This is a genomic window from Nocardia sp. JCM 38205 (assembly GCF_058222935.1).
In genome coordinates this window covers 898,718-916,274 of sequence record NZ_JBYHFL010000001.1, presented here as the reverse complement: position 1 = coordinate 916,274, position 17,557 = coordinate 898,718, and the positions used below count along the sequence as shown (strand labels likewise).

Annotated in this window: 15 protein-coding genes; 9 read left to right on the top strand and 6 right to left on the bottom strand. The window is 68.7% G+C overall.

The window, feature by feature from the left end; translation table 11 throughout:
• The first annotated feature begins 1 nt into the window (after window position 1).
• The 6 genes from AC4HOU_RS04200 to AC4HOU_RS04175 all read left to right on the top strand — a co-directional run bounded on the left by AC4HOU_RS04200 (window position 2) and on the right by AC4HOU_RS04175 (window position 6,976).
• A complete protein-coding gene (locus tag AC4HOU_RS04200) occupies window positions 2-2,110 on the top strand; it encodes a hypothetical protein (protein ID WP_195019637.1) in 2,109 nt (702 codons plus the stop codon).
• Entirely contained in the window at window positions 2,107-2,415 is a 309-nt protein-coding gene (locus tag AC4HOU_RS04195; RefSeq protein ID WP_014351781.1) for a transposase, read from the top strand. The genes AC4HOU_RS04200 and AC4HOU_RS04195 overlap by 4 nt, the downstream gene beginning before the upstream one ends.
• A 16-nt stretch (window positions 2,416-2,431) precedes the next feature.
• A complete protein-coding gene (locus AC4HOU_RS04190) occupies window positions 2,432-4,114 on the top strand; it encodes a peptidoglycan DD-metalloendopeptidase family protein (RefSeq protein ID WP_163814637.1) in 1,683 nt (560 codons plus the stop codon).
• 89 nt (window positions 4,115-4,203) lie between these two features.
• Window positions 4,204-4,722 carry a hypothetical protein gene (locus AC4HOU_RS04185; RefSeq protein WP_324196627.1) on the top strand — a complete coding sequence of 173 codons (519 nt, stop codon included), beginning with the start codon at window positions 4,204-4,206 and terminating at the stop codon, window positions 4,720-4,722.
• Between the two features lie 36 nt (window positions 4,723-4,758).
• The gene (locus AC4HOU_RS04180; RefSeq protein WP_194991421.1) at window positions 4,759-6,603 is read left to right on the top strand and encodes a type IV secretory system conjugative DNA transfer family protein; all 1,845 of its coding nucleotides are present in this window, start codon (window positions 4,759-4,761) and stop codon (window positions 6,601-6,603) included.
• Window positions 6,590-6,976, top strand: coding sequence for a DUF4913 domain-containing protein (locus AC4HOU_RS04175; RefSeq protein WP_036537879.1), 387 nt, complete (start codon window positions 6,590-6,592; stop codon window positions 6,974-6,976). Before AC4HOU_RS04180 ends, AC4HOU_RS04175 begins: the two co-directional genes overlap by 14 nt.
• 59 nt (window positions 6,977-7,035) lie before the next feature.
• Here AC4HOU_RS04175 and AC4HOU_RS04170 read toward each other — a convergent pair whose 3' ends face one another.
• Entirely contained in the window at window positions 7,036-7,659 is a 624-nt protein-coding gene (locus AC4HOU_RS04170) for a hypothetical protein (protein ID WP_194991422.1), read from the bottom strand.
• Window positions 7,660-8,064: 405 nt separating this feature from the next.
• A complete protein-coding gene (locus AC4HOU_RS04165; RefSeq protein WP_195019636.1) occupies window positions 8,065-8,943 on the bottom strand; it encodes a peptidylprolyl isomerase in 879 nt (292 codons plus the stop codon).
• Between the two features lie 184 nt (window positions 8,944-9,127).
• Here AC4HOU_RS04165 and hisS point away from each other — a divergent pair, with 184 nt between their 5' ends.
• From hisS to AC4HOU_RS04150, 3 genes are all read left to right on the top strand, one after another.
• Window positions 9,128-10,405, top strand: a complete 1,278-nt coding sequence (gene hisS, locus AC4HOU_RS04160; RefSeq protein ID WP_163814633.1) for a histidine--tRNA ligase — start codon at window positions 9,128-9,130, stop codon at window positions 10,403-10,405.
• A gap of 45 nt (window positions 10,406-10,450) precedes the next feature.
• A complete protein-coding gene (locus AC4HOU_RS04155) occupies window positions 10,451-11,101 on the top strand; it encodes a hypothetical protein (RefSeq protein ID WP_163814632.1) in 651 nt (216 codons plus the stop codon).
• Window positions 11,102-11,194: 93 nt separating this feature from the next.
• On the top strand, window positions 11,195-12,199 hold the full coding sequence (locus tag AC4HOU_RS04150) for a malate dehydrogenase (RefSeq protein ID WP_195019635.1): 1,005 nt from the start codon (window positions 11,195-11,197) through the stop codon (window positions 12,197-12,199).
• Window positions 12,200-12,207: 8 nt separating this feature from the next.
• Here AC4HOU_RS04150 and AC4HOU_RS04145 read toward each other — a convergent pair whose 3' ends face one another.
• The 4 genes from AC4HOU_RS04145 to AC4HOU_RS04130 form a co-directional block, all read right to left on the bottom strand.
• On the bottom strand, window positions 12,208-13,287 hold the full coding sequence (locus AC4HOU_RS04145; RefSeq protein WP_195019634.1) for a 2-oxoacid:ferredoxin oxidoreductase subunit beta: 1,080 nt from the start codon (window positions 13,285-13,287) through the stop codon (window positions 12,208-12,210).
• Window positions 13,284-15,248: a 2-oxoacid:acceptor oxidoreductase subunit alpha gene (locus tag AC4HOU_RS04140; RefSeq protein WP_195019633.1), complete on the bottom strand. Its 1,965-nt coding sequence runs from the start codon at window positions 15,246-15,248 to the stop codon at window positions 13,284-13,286. Before AC4HOU_RS04140 ends, AC4HOU_RS04145 begins: the two co-directional genes overlap by 4 nt.
• A gap of 126 nt (window positions 15,249-15,374) precedes the next feature.
• Window positions 15,375-16,391: an Rv2578c family radical SAM protein gene (locus AC4HOU_RS04135; RefSeq protein ID WP_163814629.1), complete on the bottom strand. Its 1,017-nt coding sequence runs from the start codon at window positions 16,389-16,391 to the stop codon at window positions 15,375-15,377.
• A 31-nt stretch (window positions 16,392-16,422) separates the two neighbouring features.
• A complete protein-coding gene (locus AC4HOU_RS04130) occupies window positions 16,423-17,427 on the bottom strand; it encodes an NAD-dependent epimerase/dehydratase family protein (protein WP_163814628.1) in 1,005 nt (334 codons plus the stop codon).
• Window positions 17,428-17,557: the final 130 nt, after the last annotated feature.

The window sequence follows — 17,557 nt, the reverse complement described above, 5'->3', positions numbered from 1 at the left end:
GATGGCACGCGAGCACGAGCCACCCGTACGGGAGCGCGAGGACGTCCGCCGGCCCCGGCGGACCGAGGCCGATCACGACGAATGGGCACGCCCCGAGCGTCGGCGCGAGACCCCACGGGAGGAGCCCGCCCGGGAGCGGCGCGGCACGGGCGGACGTCGTCCGCGCGCCGGTGCGCCACGACCCGACGGTGAACGCTCGCGTGCCGACGTACCGGGCACCGACAAGGCCGCCGGTGCACAGCCAGGTCGCGGTGGACGCGCCCGCCCCAACCGCACCGATGCCGCGCGGGCACGCCCGGTGAAGTTCGACAAGACCGCCGACCGCGCGATGCGCAATCCGAGGCAGGACCGGGCCGCACAGCGGGCGAAAGCCAAGGCGGACAAGCGGCAACAGTCCGGGCCGCCGCTGCTCGACGACGACACCCGCGCGCGGCTGGAGATGATCAGCCGGGAGCAGTCCGGGCTGCGCGCGGCCTGGGCCACCTTCCGTATCCGCACCGACGATATTCGCCGCCGCAACTACGCCGCCCGCGCCGAGCAGACCTACGTCGACGGCTTCGACCGGCAGACCGCACAGCTCACCGACCGCGGCTATGCGGGCCCGGGCGGCGGCCGGATGAACGTGGTGGGCAGGCCCGTCGAGTATCGCGCCACCACCGCACAGGTCGCGGGCCTGTGGCCGTGGTCGGTCGGTGCCGGCGCGCCGCTGATCGGTACTCCGCTCGGTTCGCATCTGCACACCGGGGCGCCGGTCTGCTTCGACCCGATGAACTGGTTCATGCGCGGTAGCTTCATCACCGCGCCGAGCCTGTTCGTGCTCGGGCTCAACGGCTTCGGTAAATCGTCGCTGGTGCGTCGGATCGTGCTCGGCGGGATCGCCCAGGGCATCACGCCGTTGATCCTGGCCGACGTCAAGCCCGACTATCGCAAGATGGTGGAGATGGTCGGCGGCCAGGTGATCGATCTCGGTTACGGTCACGGCAAGCTCAACCCGCTGGCCGCGGGCGTGCTCGGCCAGGTGGTGCCGCAGCTCGATCACCTTCCCGCCCTGCAATTGCAGGTGTTGCAGGATCTGCGGGCCCGGCAGGTGACGCTGATCGCCGGTCTGGTCGAGTTGGTACGCGGTGCGCGGGTGCGCGATTTCGAGGAGACGCTCATCTCCACCGCCCTGCGCATCCTGTACCGGCCGGGCAGCGGGTTCACCCCGGACAAGCCGCCCATCATGGACAACCTGCTCGAGGTGATCGTCGCGGGCGGCGAGGAATTGATGCTCGACGCCGGCGCGGACAACGAGTCCGAATACCAGGTGGCGATCAAGAATCTGCGCCGGTCGCTGCGCGCGCTCACCCAGGGTCCGTTCGGCGCGGTGTTCAACGGCCAGACCTCGGTGCCCATCGACACCGATTCGGTCGCGGTGTGCATCGACGTCTCGCATATCCCGCAGGGCGACAAGAAGCTCAAGGCCGCGGTCATGCTGGCTTGCTGGGCCGACGGATTCGCCGCCGTGGAGGCCGCGCACACGCTCACCGATGCGGGGATGGCGCCACAACGCTATTTCCAGGTGGTGATGGACGAGCTGTGGCAGGTGCTCGGTCTCGGCGATTTCATGGTCGACCGGGTCGACGAACTGACTCGTCTGCAACGTGGCATCGCCACCGCGCTGATCATGATCAGCCACACCATCAAGGATTTGCAGTCGCTGGGTTCGGAAGCGGCCATCGCCAAGGCGCTCGGTTTCCTGGAACGGGCGCGCGCCAAGATTTTCGGTGCGCTGCCCGCCGAGGAGATCAAACGCCTCGACAGCACGATTCCGTTCACCGCTGCCGAAGAGGAGATGGTCACCGGATGGTCGGCGCCGCAGGCCCTGACCGGCGAGGCGCTCAAGCCCGGGCAGGTGCGGCCGTCTCCGCCGGGCACCGGCAAGTTCCTGCTGAAGATCGGCGAGGACCGCAGGCCGGGAATTCCGTTCCACATGGAGTTCACGTTGTCGGAGAAGGAAAGCGGAATCCACGACACCAACCAGCGTTTCGACGAGTTCACGCGGGTGCCGGGCCCTGCGGGCGGCCCGGAACCGGGTGGTTCGGATTCGGCGGGTGGGAGCGCAGCATGATGCCGCACCGGTCTTATCGCAAAGTGTCGCCCGAGGTGCGTGACGCCGCCGTCGAGCAGGTCATCGCGCTCACCGGGAAACTACGCAGCGAATCGGAGGCGTGCCGGGTGGTCGCCGAACAGATCGGCGTGCACACCAATTCGGTGCGCAACTGGGTGCGGGCCGCGGAAGGCCCGAGCTTGGAACGCATGGACGCCGTCGCCCTGCGCCGCAAGGTCGCACTGTTGCAGCAGCAGCTGGCGGCGGCGGCGGAGATGAACCGGGCGCTGGCCGACACGCTCAACGAAGCCCGGCGCCGCACGTGAACCCTGCGAGGGTGTCATGAACGTGCGCTCGGTGCTGGCGCTCGTCGTCGGAGCCGCGCTCGGCCTGATGACGCTGGTGGTGGTGATCGTGCTGCCCTCGGTGGACGACCCGTGCGAGGGCGGCGAGGTTCTCGGTCCCACCCAGACGATGCTGCCGCCGCTGGGTGGTTATGCGCCCGGCGATCCACGGGCCGCCGGTGCCTCGCCCACATCCGGCACGGGCACACCTGCGGCGCAGGCGAATCCGGCCGTCACCGCGACGCCGTCGCTGGCCGCCGGTGTCGGGTCGCTGCGGCGGACGTTGCCGTTGGCCACCGGCACCTACAGCATTTCCGACGTCTTCGGCTCGCGCGGTGGCGGGCACAAGGGTGTGGACATGGCGGCCGCCGACGGCACGCCGATCTTCTCGGTCGGCGACGGCCGGGTGGTCGCGGCCGGTCCGGCGTCCGGATTCGGTAACTGGATCGTCGTCGACTCGGTCGACACCAACGGCCGCGCGTATTCGGCGGTGTACGGCCATATGTGGGACAGCGGCGTCCTGGTGCGGGTGGGGGAGACCGTGCGCGCCGGACAGCATATCGGCTATGTCGGCTCGGCCGGCGAATCCAGCGGCCCGCACCTGCATTTCGAGGTGGTGCCGGGTGGGCGGTTCACCGGTGGCCGTCAGATCGATCCGATGCCGTGGCTGGAGGGCGCCCCGACTCCGGATGTCGGTGGTGCGCGCGCGTTCTCCGACGACCCACGCTGTGTGCGTGGCTTCGGCAGCGCGGGAGGAGCGCTCGCCGATGGCAAGGTTCCGCCCGAACTCGAGATCTGGTACCGGCGCGCCGGTTCGATCTGCCCGGAGATCACGCCGTCGCTGCTGGCCGCCCAGGGCAGGCAGGAGTCCGGCTTCCGCCGGGGCGCCACCTCGCCCGCGGGCGCGCAGGGATTGGCGCAGTTCCTCCCGGGAACGGCGGCGAGCATCAATCCCGATGACGGCCAACCGTATGTGATCGATGCCGACGGCAATGGTGTGGCCAGTGTGTGGGACGACGGTGACGCCATCGTCGGTCAGGGTCGCTATATGTGCGCCATCGCGCACAAGATCTCCGGCTGGCTGTCGCAGGGCCGGGTGCAGGGTGATCTGGTCTCCTTGACGCTGGCCGCCTACAACGCCGGTGAGGGCGCCGTACTCGCCTCCGGCGGCATGCCGAATCAGGTTGCCGCGCACTATTCCGAGACCCACCCGTACGTGGCGAACATCCTGGCGATGGAGCCGCAGTACCGTGCGCCGGGATCGCTCGGACGATTCGTGCCGGGGGAGGGGACCGAGGGCAGCCAGGTCGTGCAGGCCGCCCACGAGTGGCTCGGCACCCCGTACGTGTGGGGCGGCGGTGGCCCGCAGGGGCCCACCGGCGGCGGCCTGGACGGTCCGGGTCTGACCGCGGCGGCGGTCTTCGCGGCGTCCTCGGGCTCGATCACCCTGCCGCGCACCGCCGAACAGCAGTGGGAAGCCGGAGTGGAGGTGCCGTTGAGCGCGATCGAGCCGGGTGACCTGGTGTTCAGCGATTTCGGACCGCGTGGTCCCGCGCAGGTGGGTGTCTACGCCGGTGACGGGCAGATGATCCGCTCCGCGCCGGGCGCGACCGCGGGTTCCGCGGGTGGGGTGGCCGAGGCGCCGGTGCCCGGCGACGCACGAGCGAGGAGAGTGCTGTGAACACGCGTGCGGCAGCGCCGAACCGGCGGCGGGGACGGTTAGCCTGGAAGAGCAGAGTATCGGCGCGGGCGAAACTGGTGGTGGTGCTGGTGACGGGCATCGCGATGATGAGCGCGGCCTGCGGTCGCGAAGACGACGGGCAGGCAGGTCCGGGCAGCGGACCCGCTACTTCGACCACCCGTCAGCTCGAAGCTGTTCCGGCACCGGACCCGGTCACGCCCGAGGGCGTGGCGGTCGCGGCCCTGCGTGAGATCTACACCTGGAATCCGGTCGGCGAGGATCAGGGCGCGTCACTGGTGCGGGCACGGAAATGGCTCGGTCCCAGCCTGATTCGCGTCGTAGAGGGCGCCAGCACCGGCGGCGAGACTCCCAAACCGTCCCTGCGCTGGGCCGAGTGGGCAGACGCGGGCGCCAGGATCGACGCCTTCACCTTCGCCTCCGGCGAGAAGGCGCCGGCCGGTGCGGATCCGAACGTGCAGCAATTCAAGATCGGCATCGAACAGACCGTCGTCTACCCCGACGGACGCGAGGAGCCGCTACCGCCCGCCACCGTCATCGCCACCGTGGTCCGCACCCCGGACGGCTGGCGGCTCGACGGCTATCGGTGACAACGCTTTCCACACGGGATCAATCAGGAGGCAGGTATGGCGAAAAAGAAACCGGTGAAGGATCCGGCAGTTGTCGGACCCGACGGCACCCTCATCCTGATCTACGTGGTCGGCGCCGTCCTCGCAACCCTGTGGCTGGCCCTGCATCTGGGCAATCTGCTCGCGGTGACCCGCCAGGACATCCCGGTGAACCCGATCGAGATCGTGGCCGGTTTGATCCGCGGCAAACTGCACTGGCCGCGCGGGGCGACCGTCATCCTGCTGCTCGTCATCGCCACGGCCATCGCCGTGGTGGTCATCCGGCGGCGGCTGCAGGCCCGCCGCAACAAGGGCAGGCTCGGCGTCGACGACAAGGCCGACGTGATGGGCAACGGCAGCGCCATCGCCTCGCTCACCGAGGCCGGCGTGCGCGAGAAGGCCAAGCAACTCGGCGTGCGCCTCGGCTACGACGACGCTCCCGGTGTGCCCATCGGTATCGGCGTCGCCGACGGTGTGATGCTGTACGGCTCGTATGAGGATCTGCACCTCGATATCTGGGGGCCGCGTCAGGGCAAGTCGACCTCCCGCGTCATCCCGGCCATCCTCACCGCCATCGGTCCCGTGCTCGCCACCTCGAACAAGCGTGACGTGGTCGACGCGACCCGTGACGTCCGCGCGGCCAAGGGATCGCCCACTTTCGTCTTCGACCCGCAGGGCGTGGCGGGCGAGGAGGCCAGCTGGTATTGGGATCCGCTGGGCTGGGTGGATGCCCGCCACGAAGGCTGCGAAATGCGCGCCGCCCGGCTGGCCGGCCATTTCGCCGACGGCGACGACGGTTCCGACGCCAAGACCGACGCGTTCTTCGATCCGGAAGCCGAAGATCTGCTGGCCGGGCTGTTTCTCGCCGCGGCGGTCGGCGGCAAACCGATCACCCAGGTGTGGGAGTGGGTCACCAACCCGGGCAATATCGAGCCGATTCAGCTGCTGCGCGATACCGGGCACGATTTCACCGCCTCCGGCCTGGCCTCGCAATACAACACCGACGACCGCACACGCAGCGGTATCTTCGGTACCGCCAAGAAGATGGTGCGCTGCCTCAAGCTCACCAATGTGCACCCGTGGGTCACCCCCGGCGGAAGTCGCCAGCAGTTCGACGAATTGGATTTCATCGAGCGCAACGGCACCCTTTACAGCCTCTCGCTCGAGGGCCGGGGGTCGGCCTCACCACTGGTCAGTGCGCTGACCGAGGCGGTGATCGATATCGCCATGCGCAAGGCCGCGCGGTCGGCGGGCGGACGCTTGCCGATACCGCTGCTCGCGGTGCTGGACGAGGCCGCCAACGTGGTTCGCTGGAAGGATCTGCCCAAGCAGTACAGCCATTTCGGCTCGCGCGGCATCGTGGTGATGACCGTGCTGCAATCGTGGGCCCAGGGCGTGCGTTGCTGGGGCGAAGCCGGCATGAACGCCCTGTGGTCGGCGGCCAATATCAAGGTGCTCGGCAGCGGCGTCGACGATACGAACTTCTTGCGTGAGCGTTCCGAGGCGATCGGCGAGCATTCGTCGATTTCGGCGTCGGTATCGGAATCCAAGGGCAGCAAGAGTTATTCGCGCTCGCTGGGTTCGTCGAAGACCTTCACGGTGCAGGCGCTGGCGACCCTGCCGCGCGGGCGGGTCATCGTCTTCCCCTCCGGTGCGCCGCCGGTGCTGGTGCGCACCGTCCCCTGGTGGGAAGGCGATTACGCGGCAGCGGTGCAGCAGTCGATCGAGCAGCACGATCCGCAGCGCAAGACCGTGATCACCGATCTGATCCCGGCGCCGTCGCTGAGCAAGGCAGTACCGTCAGCGGAACCGGGTGCCGGTTCCGGCCAGATCGAGGAGGTTCGTCCACTTGACCAGCAATGAGCAGCCGGAAACCGAATACCACGATGTCGGGGAGTTCGTGCACAACTACCTGACCGGGCTGTATCAGCGACAGGTCACCGACATCAACGACACCGTGTGGTGCCCGGAATGGTGGCGGCACAAGGAAGCGGTGGCCCGGCTGGAGGCGGTGTGGCGGGCCTTCGAATTCTTCCGGCAGGATCCGACCACGGGGATGAGCATCTGGTTGCTCAACCATGCCGATAAGCACATGGCGGTCCTGTTCGACCCGAAGGGCCCGTTCAAGTACTGCAGTGTGCGGCACGGGCACAAGGAGATGCTCACCAGGCTCCCGGTCGCCACCTATCCGGAGGGCTTGTTCAGCAACCCCGACGAATACAGCCGCACCACCTGAGCGGTCCGAAGACGACGCGGCGCCCGCCGAATTCGACGGGCGCCGGACGAACGGTGTGATCAGCGGGTGCGTTCGAGTCCGCGGGTGCGCTCCTGGTCCCTGCCGGTGAGGATTTCCAGACCAGGTTCGGGGCGGGTGCGGATGGCCTCGATGGGCGGCTTGGCCTGGCCGATCTCCATGAACATGCGCACCGCGGCGATTTCCGGCGCGATACCGATCTTGGCCAGATGTGCGGCCAGCGCGGCGCGGCGTTCCGGGGAGTCGTAGCGGATGGCGGCCTTGGCCGTGGCGGCGGCGATGGACCCGCCGGTGGGGGCGGGGAGCGAGGGCCGGTCCTTGTGCAGCGAAACACCCCGGTAGGGCATGCTCTCGCGCTCGACCGTGGCGGTGGCCTGCTGCGCCAGCCCCATCACCTTCTCCTGGCCGAGCGTCTTCTCCGGCGCGGGCCGGGAAATCATCTGGGCCAGTTCGATATTGCGCGGATCCTTGGACTTGGATTCGCGGGCCTCACGGATCTGCGCCTCACGCGCTTCTTTGATCTTGGCCTCGGTGAGCTTGGCTCTGGCCTCGGCTTCCTTCTGACCACGCTCCCGGGTTTTCAGCGCGACCAGGGTCGCGATCTGCAACATGGTCTTCATCATGGCCGCGGTTTCCCGGCCGATATCGTCCAGTTCCTCGGACATGGCTGCTCCCGATGCTGCGGTGATCCCTATGGATGATTGTGGTGCTTCGTCATGAACGCCGCTTCATATGTCATCGACTTCTTACGTCATCGATACAACCGCCATGCGAAAGGTGGCCGCCCGGCGATCCCTGGCCCGCCTGTGCGAACACCGGGAGCTCGCGCCGCCGACTTCGCTACGCGCACTCCGTATTACGAGATTACCCGAGAACACCCGGCCCAGTCGTTCCTAGCGGACCGCTCATCAGCATATATCGCACATTTCCGGCACGGAACCGAACTCGCCGGATGATCTTCGGTTCGAGGTCGAAAAGGCCGAACGATGACGGCGCCGGAGCAGGTTCGCCACCGATAGATCGGGCCCGCGACCAGTGCGGTCGCGGGCCCGATCTCGAGGGACGGGAAATCAGTCGATGCGGACCGAATTCAGCGTCACCGGCTGGTTCGGCTTGCCGTCGCCGGGGCCGTTGGACTCGTCCTGCCCGGCCTTGGCGATCTTGTCCAGGGTGGCGAGCCCGGTCTCGTCGACGGTGCCGAAGATGGTGTAGTTCGGCGGCAGCTGGGAATCGCCGTAGACCAGGAAGAACTGGCTTCCGTTGGTGCCCGGCCCGGCATTGGCCATGGCGATGACTCCGCGCTTGTAGGCGATCGGTTCCTGCAGGGCCGGATCATCGGGGGCGAACTGATCGGTGGGGTACTCGTTGTCGAACTGGTAGCCCGGTCCGCCCATGCCGGTGCCGGTCGGATCGCCGCACTGCAGCACCTCCAGGCCGGGGCCCTGGGTGAGGCGGTGGCAGCTGGTGCCGTCGAAGAAGCCCTGACCGGCCAGGCTGGCGAAACTGTTCACCGTGCACGGCGATTCGGCGTTGTTGAGCGTCAGGCCGATCGGGCCCTGGCTGGTCTCCATGCTGATGCTCAGCGTCGCGTTGTCGCCGGTGGTCTGGATGCCCTCGGTGCGCGGCTTCTGCGCCGGCTTGTCGGCGGGCTTGGGGCTGTCGGGATAGGCGCAGCTGACGGTGGCGGGCTTGGCCTTGGCCGGCGGCGGAGGCGCGGCGATGGGGGTGCTCGACAGCGAGGCGTCCGGCGTCTCGGCCGCGGTGTTGTCGTTGTCCTCACCGCGGGTCAGGAAGTACACGCCGGTCACCGCCGCGACCGCGACGACGACGCCGAGCGCCGACATGGCGATGGTGAGTTGCTTGCGCTTGCGCGCCCGCGCGGCCCGGTTGGCCAGCTGGCGCTCCAGCTTGCGTTTCGCTGCCGCTCGACGCTGTTCGTTGCTCGGCACTACCACGTTCCTCCCGTGCGGCGGCCTGGCCCGGAGACCGGCCGTGCGCTGTTCTCTCACTACGAAAGTGTCATGTTCGGCTAAGAGTGTGCCATCTCTACCTGAGACCGCCCGGCACCCGCCGCGACCCGCGCGGACAAACCGGTTGGACTCGAGGCCCGGTAGTGAGGGAAACTGGACCATCGTGACCAAGACCAGCAGCTTCTCCGCCCCGAAGGGGGTACCGGACTACGTGCCCCCCGGCTCGGCCGAGTTCGTCGCGGTGCGCGACGGCCTGATCCGCGCCGCCCGACTCGCCGGGTACGGGCATATCGAGCTGCCGGTCTTCGAGGACACCGAGCTGTTCGCGCGTGGTGTCGGCGAGTCCACCGATGTGGTGAGCAAGGAGATGTTCACCTTCTCCGACCGCAGCGATCGCAGCGTCACGCTGCGGCCCGAGGGCACCGCCGGAGTGATGCGCGCGGTCATCGAGCACGGCCTCGATCGGGGGCAGCTGCCGGTCAAGCTGTGCTATTCCGGCCCGTTCTTCCGCTACGAGCGCCCGCAGGCCGGCCGTTACCGTCAGCTCCAGCAGGTGGGCATCGAGGCCATCGGCATCGACGATCCGGCGCTGGATGCCGAGGTCATCGCCGTGGCCGATGCCGGCTTCCGCGGTCTGGGGCTGGACGGCTTCCGGCTCGAGGTCACCTCGCTCGGCGATGAGACCTGCCGCCCGCAGTACCGTGAGCTGTTGCAGGAGTTCCTGCTGGCGCTGCCGCTGGACGAGGAGACCCGCCGCCGCGCCCAGATCAACCCGCTGCGCGTGCTCGACGACAAACGTCCGCAGGTGCGTGAGATGACGGCCGACGCGCCGCTGATGATCGATCACCTGTCGGAATCGGCGAAAACCCATTTCGAGCAGGTACTCGGCCACCTCGACGCGCTGGGCGTGCCGTATGTGGTGAACCCGCGGATGGTGCGCGGGCTGGACTACTACACCAAGACCACCTTCGAATTCGTGCACGACGGGCTCGGCGCCCAGTCCGGGATCGGCGGCGGCGGCCGCTACGACGGCCTGATGGCCGAGCTGGGTGGGCAGGCGCTGTCGGGAATCGGTTTCGGTCTCGGCGTCGACCGCACCGTGCTCGCGCTGGCCGCCGAGGGCAAAACGGCGGGTGATCCGGCGCGCTGCGAGGTCTTCGGCGTTCCGCTGGGCGAGGCCGCGACTCAGCGCATGGTGGTGCTGGCCGCACAGCTGCGCGCCGCCGGGGTGCGGGTCGACCTGGCCTACGGCGGGCGCGGGGTGAAGGGCGCGATGAAGGCGGCCGATCGCTCCGGGGCCAAGTTCACCCTGGTCCTCGGCGACCGCGATCTGGCCGAGCAGACCATCGGGCTCAAGAACATGGCCACCGGCGACCAGCGCCAGATCCCGCTCGGCGAGGTGGTGGGCGCCGTTACCGCCGCATTGCATCGCGCGGAGTAGTACGGTGCCCGGGACATATCCCGCCGTGAGGACGACAGCGCGACCGTGACCGAACCAACTCCCACACCGGGCGAATCCGATCCGCCGATCGGGCTCGACCTGGTCGCTCCCGAGGTGTACGCGCCGATGCTGCGGCGCCTGTCCCTGGCCGCCATCGGCGTCGGCGTCGGTGCCGCGCTGCTGGCGGCGGTGTGGGTGAGCTGGCCGATCGCCGTCCTCATCGGTCTCGTCGTCGGCGCGCCAACCGTCGGCTACGCGCTGGCGCTGCGGCGTCGGCGGATGTGGTTGCGCGGCAACACGATTCACGCCCGCACGCTCTTCGGTGAGCGGCGGATCCCGCTCGCCGAGGCGACTGGCGTGGAGATCCTGGTATATCCGGGCCGATTGAGCCGAATCGTGCTGCGCGTGACCGCCGGGCCGGATACCCAGATCATCCCGCTGGCGATGTATACCGACGCGGGCAGCGGTCGCGAACTGCATCTGCTCGGCCTGCGCAAACTGGCCGACGGGCTGGCCGCCAGCCAGCTGGCGACCGCGGTCGCGGTCTCGGACATGCTGGTGCATCAGCTGCGCGCCGAGGCGCGCGATGCCGGGCTGGGGGAGCGTCCGCTCTATCGGGCGGTCACCCTCGTCCGCGCCAAGGACTACGTCTCACCGGTGGTGCTGACCGATAGCGAAGTGGCCGAACTGAGCTGAGATGTCTGTTACCTCACGGTCGGCCGACTCCGGCCGTGCGGCTGGCTAGGGTGGAAAACGCCAGATCATCCGGCCGACCGCTGAGGAGTCGCTGTGAGTGCTGCCGCCCGACCCGCGCCCGTGACCGTCGCCGTGACCGGCGGGGCCGGCCAGATCGCCTACGGATTGCTCTTCCGGATCGCCTCCGGCGCCATGCTCGGCCCCGATACCCCGATCCGGCTGCGTCTGCTCGAGATTCCAGCCGCGGTCGCCTCGCTGGAAGGTGTCGCGATGGAACTCGAGGACGGTGCGTTCCCGCTGCTGGAATCGGTCGATATCAGCGACGATCCGTGGGAAGGATTCGACGGCGCGAATATCGCGCTGCTGGTCGGCGCGCGCCCGCGCACCGCGGGGATGGAGCGTTCGGATCTGCTGGCCGCCAACGGCCCGATCTTCACCGATCAGGGCGCGGCGATCAACGCCAGCGCCGCTGACGACGTCAAGGTGCTGGTAGTGGGCAACCCGGCCAATACCAATGCCTACATCGCCATGACCAACGCCCCCGACGTACCGGCCGAGCGGTTCACCGCGATGACCCGGCTCGACCACAACCGGGCCATCGCCCAGCTGGCCAAGAAGACCGGAGCCGCGGCCGCCGAGATCGAGCGGGTCGCGATCTGGGGCAACCACTCGGCGACCCAGTACCCCGACCTCACCCACGCCACCGTCGCCGGCCGTCCGGCGCTCGAGATGGTGGACTCCGGCTGGGTGCGCGAGGACTTCCTGCCCACCGTGCAGCAGCGCGGTACCGCGATCATCCAGGCCCGCGGCGCCTCCTCGGCCGCCAGTGCCGCCAGCGCCGCGATCGACCACATCCACGATTGGGTGCTGGGTAGCGCGGGAGCGTGGGTGTCGATGGCGGTGCCCTCCGACGGCTCCTACGGCGTACCCGAGGGTCTGATCAGCTCGTTCCCGGTGACGTGCGCCCACGGCGGGTGCACCATCGTGCCGGATCTGGAGATCGACGAGTTCTCCCGTGCGCGGATCGACGCCTCGGTCGCCGAGCTCGACGCCGAACGCGGTGCGGTGATCGATCTGGGGTTCGCGAAACCGGCCTGAGCCGCCGCTCAGCCGACCGTCCAGGTTTCGGTACCGGTCAGCAGTTCTTGCAGATCGGCGCGACGGCCCTGCTTCGCCGCCACGGTCTGGGCGCGCACGGCGTCGTCGTAGGTGGGGCGGGTGACGTCACGGAAGACGCCGGTGACGACGTGCTCGAGCCCCTGATCCGACAGCCGTGACAAGGCATAGGCGTATTCGGGCGCGTCGGTGTGCGCGTCGTGCACGATGATCTCGTGCTCGCCGACATCGGCGGTGCGTGCCACCGCGAGCCCGAAACCATCGCGCACGACAGCGAATTCACCATCGGCGCCGAAGACGACGGGCTGCCCGTGACGCAGCGGGATCAGCCGGGACTCGCTGTCGCCGCGGCGCAGCACATCGAAGGATCCGTCGTTGAAGATCGGGCAATCCTGCAAGATCTCCACGAACGAGGCGCCCCGGTGTGCGGTGGCCGCGCGCAGCACCTCGGTGAGCCCGGCGCGATCGGAATCCAGTGCCCGCGCGGCGAAGGTGGCTTCGGCGCCGAGCGCCATCGACAGCGTGTTGAACGGGTGATCCACCGACCCCATCGGGGTCGATTTGGTCACCTTCCCCGGTTCCGAGGTGGGGGAGTATTGGCCCTTGGTCAGGCCGTAGATCCGGTTGTTGAACAGCAGGATCGTCAGGTTGACGTTGCGGCGCAGCGCGTGGATCAGGTGGTTGCCGCCGATCGAGAGCGCGTCACCGTCGCCGGTGACCACCCACACCGACAGATCCGGTCTCGTCACCGCCAGGCCGGTGGCGATGGCGGGTGCGCGGCCGTGAATGGAATGGATGCCGTAGGCGTCGAGGTAGTACGGGAAGCGGCTCGAACAGCCGATCCCGGAGACGAACATCAGGTTCTCCTTGCGCACCCCGAGTTCGGCTAGGAAACCACGCACGGTCGCCAGGATGACGTAGTCGCCGCATCCGGGGCACCAGCGCACTTCCTGGTCGGAGGCGAAATCCTTGGCGCGCTGCGGGCTGGCCGAGCGCGGCACCGCCGCGGTGCCCGACGCGTCGGGCATGCCGAGAAAGGCGCCGGTTGCGGTGAGGTCGATGATGGTCATGAGCGGCCCCCGGGGCTGCGATAGGTGGCCCGCGCCCTGGCGGCGAAGGCCTTGTCCTGTTCCATATCGTCGAGTGATCCGTCGAGTGCGGCGTCGATGACGCCGACGAGTTCCTGAGCGGAGAACGCGGTGCCAGCGACCTTGGTCCACGGCCGGACATCCACCAGGTAGCGGGACCGCAGCAGCATCGCGAGCTGCCCGCTGTTCATCTCCGGCGCGACCACGGTGCGGTAGCCGCGCAGCAGCTCACCCAGATTCGGCGGCAGCGGGTTGAGGTGGCGCAGATGCACATGTGCGACCGGGACGCCGCGTCGGCGCGCTCGCCGGCAGGCCTCGCCGATCGGGCCGAACGAGCTGCCCCACCCCACCAGCAGCAGTTCGGCGCGGCCGTACGGGTCGTCGACCTCGACTGCCGGGACGGTGATCGCGTCGATCTTGGCCTGCCGCAACCGCACCATCAGTTCGTGGTTGGCCGGATCGTAGGAGATCTCGCCGCTGCCATCGGATTTCTCCAGACCGCCGATGCGATGGGCCAGTCCGGCCGTACCCGGCACCGCGAGCGGGCGGGCCAGTGTCTCCGGGTCGCGGGCGTAGGGCTGGAAGGGGCCCTCGGCGGGCGCTTCGGTTTCGAAGCCGGGATCGATGGGCGCGAGCTCCTCCACCCGCGGAATCGCCCACGGCTCCGAGCCATTCGCGATCGCGCCATCCGACAACACCAGGACCGGCGTGCGATAGGTCAGTGCGATACGGGCCGCCTCGACGGCGGTGTCGAAGCAGTCCGCGGGTGAGCGTGGCGCCAGCACCGCGACCGGTGATTCGCCGTTGCGCCCGTAGAGGGCCTGAAGCAGATCGGCCTGTTCGGTCTTGGTCGGCAGACCGGTGGACGGGCCGCCGCGCTGGACATCGATGATCACCAGCGGCAGTTCGGTCATCACGGCCAGACCGATCGTCTCGCTCTTGAGCGACAGTCCAGGCCCGGAGGTACTGGTGACGCCGAGCGCTCCGCCGAGGGCGGCGCCGAGCGCTGCGCCGATGCCCGCGATCTCGTCCTCGGCCTGGAAGGTGGTGACGTCGAAGCTCTTGTGCCTGCTCAATTCGTGCAGGATGTCGGAGGCCGGGGTGATCGGATACGAGCCGAGGAAGACCGGCAGGCCCGCCAGCCGGCCCGCGGTGATCAACCCGTAGGCGAGCGCGGTATTGCCGGTGATCTGACGGTAGGTGCCGGGCGGCAGGGCCGCGCGGGCGACGGTGTAGGTGGTCGCGAAACTCTCGGTGGTCTCGCCGTAGTTCCAGCCGGCGTGAAAGGCCAGGATATTGGCCTCGGCGACGGCGGGGGAGTCGGCGAACTTCTCCCGCATGAAGCGTTCGGTGCCGCCGAGTTCGCGCCCGTACATCCACGACAGCAAGCCGAGCGCGAACATGTTCTTGGCGCGCTGGGCGGCCTTCTTGCCGACGTCGGCCGCTTCGGTGGCGGCCAGCGTCAGCGAACTCATCGGCACCGGATGCACCACCACATCGGCCAATGTTCCGTCGGTGCGCGGATCGCTGGTGTAGCCGACGCGGGCCAGGTTGCGTGCGGTGAATTCGTCGGTGTCGAGGATGACGGTGCCACCGCGCGGCAGATCGCCGAGATTGGCCTTGAGCGCGGCCGGGTTCATGGCCACCAGCACGTCGGGCTGATCGCCCGCGGTGAGGATGTCGTGGTCGGCGATCTGGATCTGGAACGACGACACCCCGGGCAGTGTGCCCTGCGGTGCGCGGATCTCGGCCGGGAAGCTGGGCTGGGTGGCGAGGTCGTTGCCGAAGGCGGCCGCCTCATGGGTGAAACGATCGCCCGTCAGCTGCATGCCGTCGCCGGAATCGCCCGCGAAGCGGATCGCCACCCGATCCACCGGGGTGGCGGCCCGCACTGTCGAGCCGGGAACTGCTGCCCGGCCCGCGATGTCGTGGTGGTCGACCATGTGCCTGCTTCACTTCCTGTCGAAGAGAGCTGCCTCTGGCCAACCTACTCCGCTCGGCGGGTGGGCTGCCGGGAAAGTGGGCGATCCTGGGCGCGTCGCAGCACGTCAGCGTGGCGGAGCGGCTGATCAGGCGAAAAGCGCCAGTTGCGGATCGACCGCGGCGGGCGCCCGCGGCACCGTCTCGGCGGGCTCGGGCGTCTCGCGGGTGAGCCGATGCCGTTCCAGCAGTGGGTCGATGCGGCCGCGCAACCACCGCGAATACTCGGGCGTGACGTAGGCACCGCGGCCGTAGAGCTGGCGGTACCGGCGCAGCAACGCCGGATGGGTCTCGGCCAGCCAGCCGAGGAACCAGCCCCGGGTGCTGCCGCGTAGGTGCATGGGAAAGGCGACGACGCTGCGCGCGCCCGCATCGGCGATGGCGGCGAACAGCTCGTCCAGATGGCCACTGCTGTCGGTGAGGTAGGGGATCACCGGCGCGACCATGACATCGACCTCGAAACCCGCATCGGCGAGCGCGCGCACCAGCTCCAGCCGCGCCTTGGGCGACGGGGTGCCCGGCTCGACGCTGCGATGGAGTTCGGGATCGAGCATGGCCAGCGACACCCCGATGTGCACCGGTACCTGCCGCGCGGCGAGGGTGAGCAACGGCAGATCGCGGCGCAGCAGCGTGCCCTTGGTGAGGATGGAGAAGGGGGTACCGGAATCGGTGAGGGCCCGGATGATGCCAGGCATCAGCCGGTATCGGCCCTCGGCACGCTGATAGGGGTCGGTATTCGTACCCAGGGCGACGGTTTCGCGATGCCAGCTGCGGCGCGCCAGTTCGCGCCGCAGTACCGCGGCGATATTGGTCTTGACGACGATCTGATTGTCGAAATCGGATCCGGCGTCCAGATCGAGGTATTCGTGCGTGCCGCGGGCGAAGCAGTACCGGCAGGCGTGCGAACACCCGCGCATCGGGTTGATCGTCCACCGGAACGGCAGGCCCGACTCCTCGGGCATCTTGTTCAGCGCGCTCTTACAGAGCACTTCGTGGAAGGTGATGCCGTCGAATTCGGGGGTCTGTACAGTTCGGACGAAGCCTGCCCGGTCCAGGCCGGGCAGCGCGCCGTCGTCGGCGTCCAGGGTCTGGCTTTGCCACCGCACCCCGCTAGTCGAACATGCGTTCTAACCGCTGTCAAGCAATCTGGCGTGATTGCGGCGGTGTGGTGCCGGCCGGGTCGGCGAAGAACGCCACCAGGTCGCGCACCGTCTCCTGGAGCGGTCGCGGCTGGTAGCCCAGTTCGCGAGTTGCCTTGCCGTGGTCGACGATCGGCGCCGATACCAGCGCCCCGATGGCGGCCTTGGACACGATATCGGTGCCGAGGCGTTTGCCGATCGGCTCGAGCACCGGCATGAGCCCGGTGATCACCTTGGGTGAGATGACGAACCGCGGGCCCTTCTTGCCGTTGATCGTCGCCGCGGTGCGGCAGACGTCGAGCATCGAGGTCATTTCGCCGCCGAGCAGGTAATTCTCACCGGTGCGGCCCTTTTCGCCGGCCAGGATCAGGCCTTCGGCCACATCGCGGACGTCGACCAGGTCGAATCCGCCGCCGATCATCGCGGGCACCCGGCCGAGCGCGGCGTCGCGCAGGGTGCGGTTGATCCGCGACAGCGGAGTGCTCAGATCGCGCGGGCCGTACACGCCGGTCGGATTGCACAGCACCGCGTCGAGTCCCTGTTCGATGACCGCGCGCAGCTCGATCTCGCCCTGCCACTTGGAACGGTCGTAGACCGGCAGTGCCGGGTCGGTCGAGCGCGCCGAGGTCTCGTCGATGCTGCCGCCGCAGGTGTACTGGTCGAAGGCGTGGATGGAGCTGGCGTGCACCATCCGGCGTACCCCGGTGGCGAGGGCGGCCTCGGCCACCACGCGCACGCCTTCGGTGTTCACCCGCCAGGCCAGATCGTTCTTCTCGGCGAGGGTGATCACCGCGACGAGGTGGTAAACGATCTCCGCGCCCGCCAGGGCCGACCGCATGGATTCGGGGTCGAGGACGTCGGCGGAGACCCAGGTGACGCCCGCTGGGCCGGGTTGGTGCGGCACGACCCGGTCGATCGCCGTGATCTCGTGTCCGCGATCGGCGAGCAGGGGGAGCAAATTCGTGCCAAGGTACCCGGCTGCGCCGGTCACTGCGACCTTCATGGGACAGAGGATATAGAACTTGTTCTAATTTGCAACACGTTCCAGTTTTCTCGCGCGCCCGTATGAGGGGTCGAGCGATGTCGGCGTCGTCGGCTATATTGGGCCGCAACCGAAGCGGCCGTGCTGTCGG

What these genes read in the sequence shown, in the direction of transcription:
- AC4HOU_RS04200 (WP_195019637.1), top strand. Translation starts at nt 2, where the DNA reads ATGGCACGCGAGCACGAGCCACCCGTACGGGAGCGCGAGGACGTCCGC.
- AC4HOU_RS04195 (WP_014351781.1), top strand. Translation starts at nt 2,107, where the DNA reads ATGATGCCGCACCGGTCTTATCGCAAAGTGTCGCCCGAGGTGCGTGAC.
- AC4HOU_RS04190 (WP_163814637.1), top strand. Translation starts at nt 2,432, where the DNA reads ATGAACGTGCGCTCGGTGCTGGCGCTCGTCGTCGGAGCCGCGCTCGGC.
- AC4HOU_RS04180 (WP_194991421.1), top strand. Translation starts at nt 4,759, where the DNA reads ATGGCGAAAAAGAAACCGGTGAAGGATCCGGCAGTTGTCGGACCCGAC.
- AC4HOU_RS04170 (WP_194991422.1), bottom strand. Translation starts at nt 7,659, where the DNA reads ATGTCCGAGGAACTGGACGATATCGGCCGGGAAACCGCGGCCATGATG.
- AC4HOU_RS04145 (WP_195019634.1), bottom strand. Translation starts at nt 13,287, where the DNA reads ATGACCATCATCGACCTCACCGCAACCGGCGCCTTTCTCGGCATGCCC.
- AC4HOU_RS04140 (WP_195019633.1), bottom strand. Translation starts at nt 15,248, where the DNA reads ATGGTCGACCACCACGACATCGCGGGCCGGGCAGCAGTTCCCGGCTCG.
- AC4HOU_RS04130 (WP_163814628.1), bottom strand. Translation starts at nt 17,427, where the DNA reads ATGAAGGTCGCAGTGACCGGCGCAGCCGGGTACCTTGGCACGAATTTG.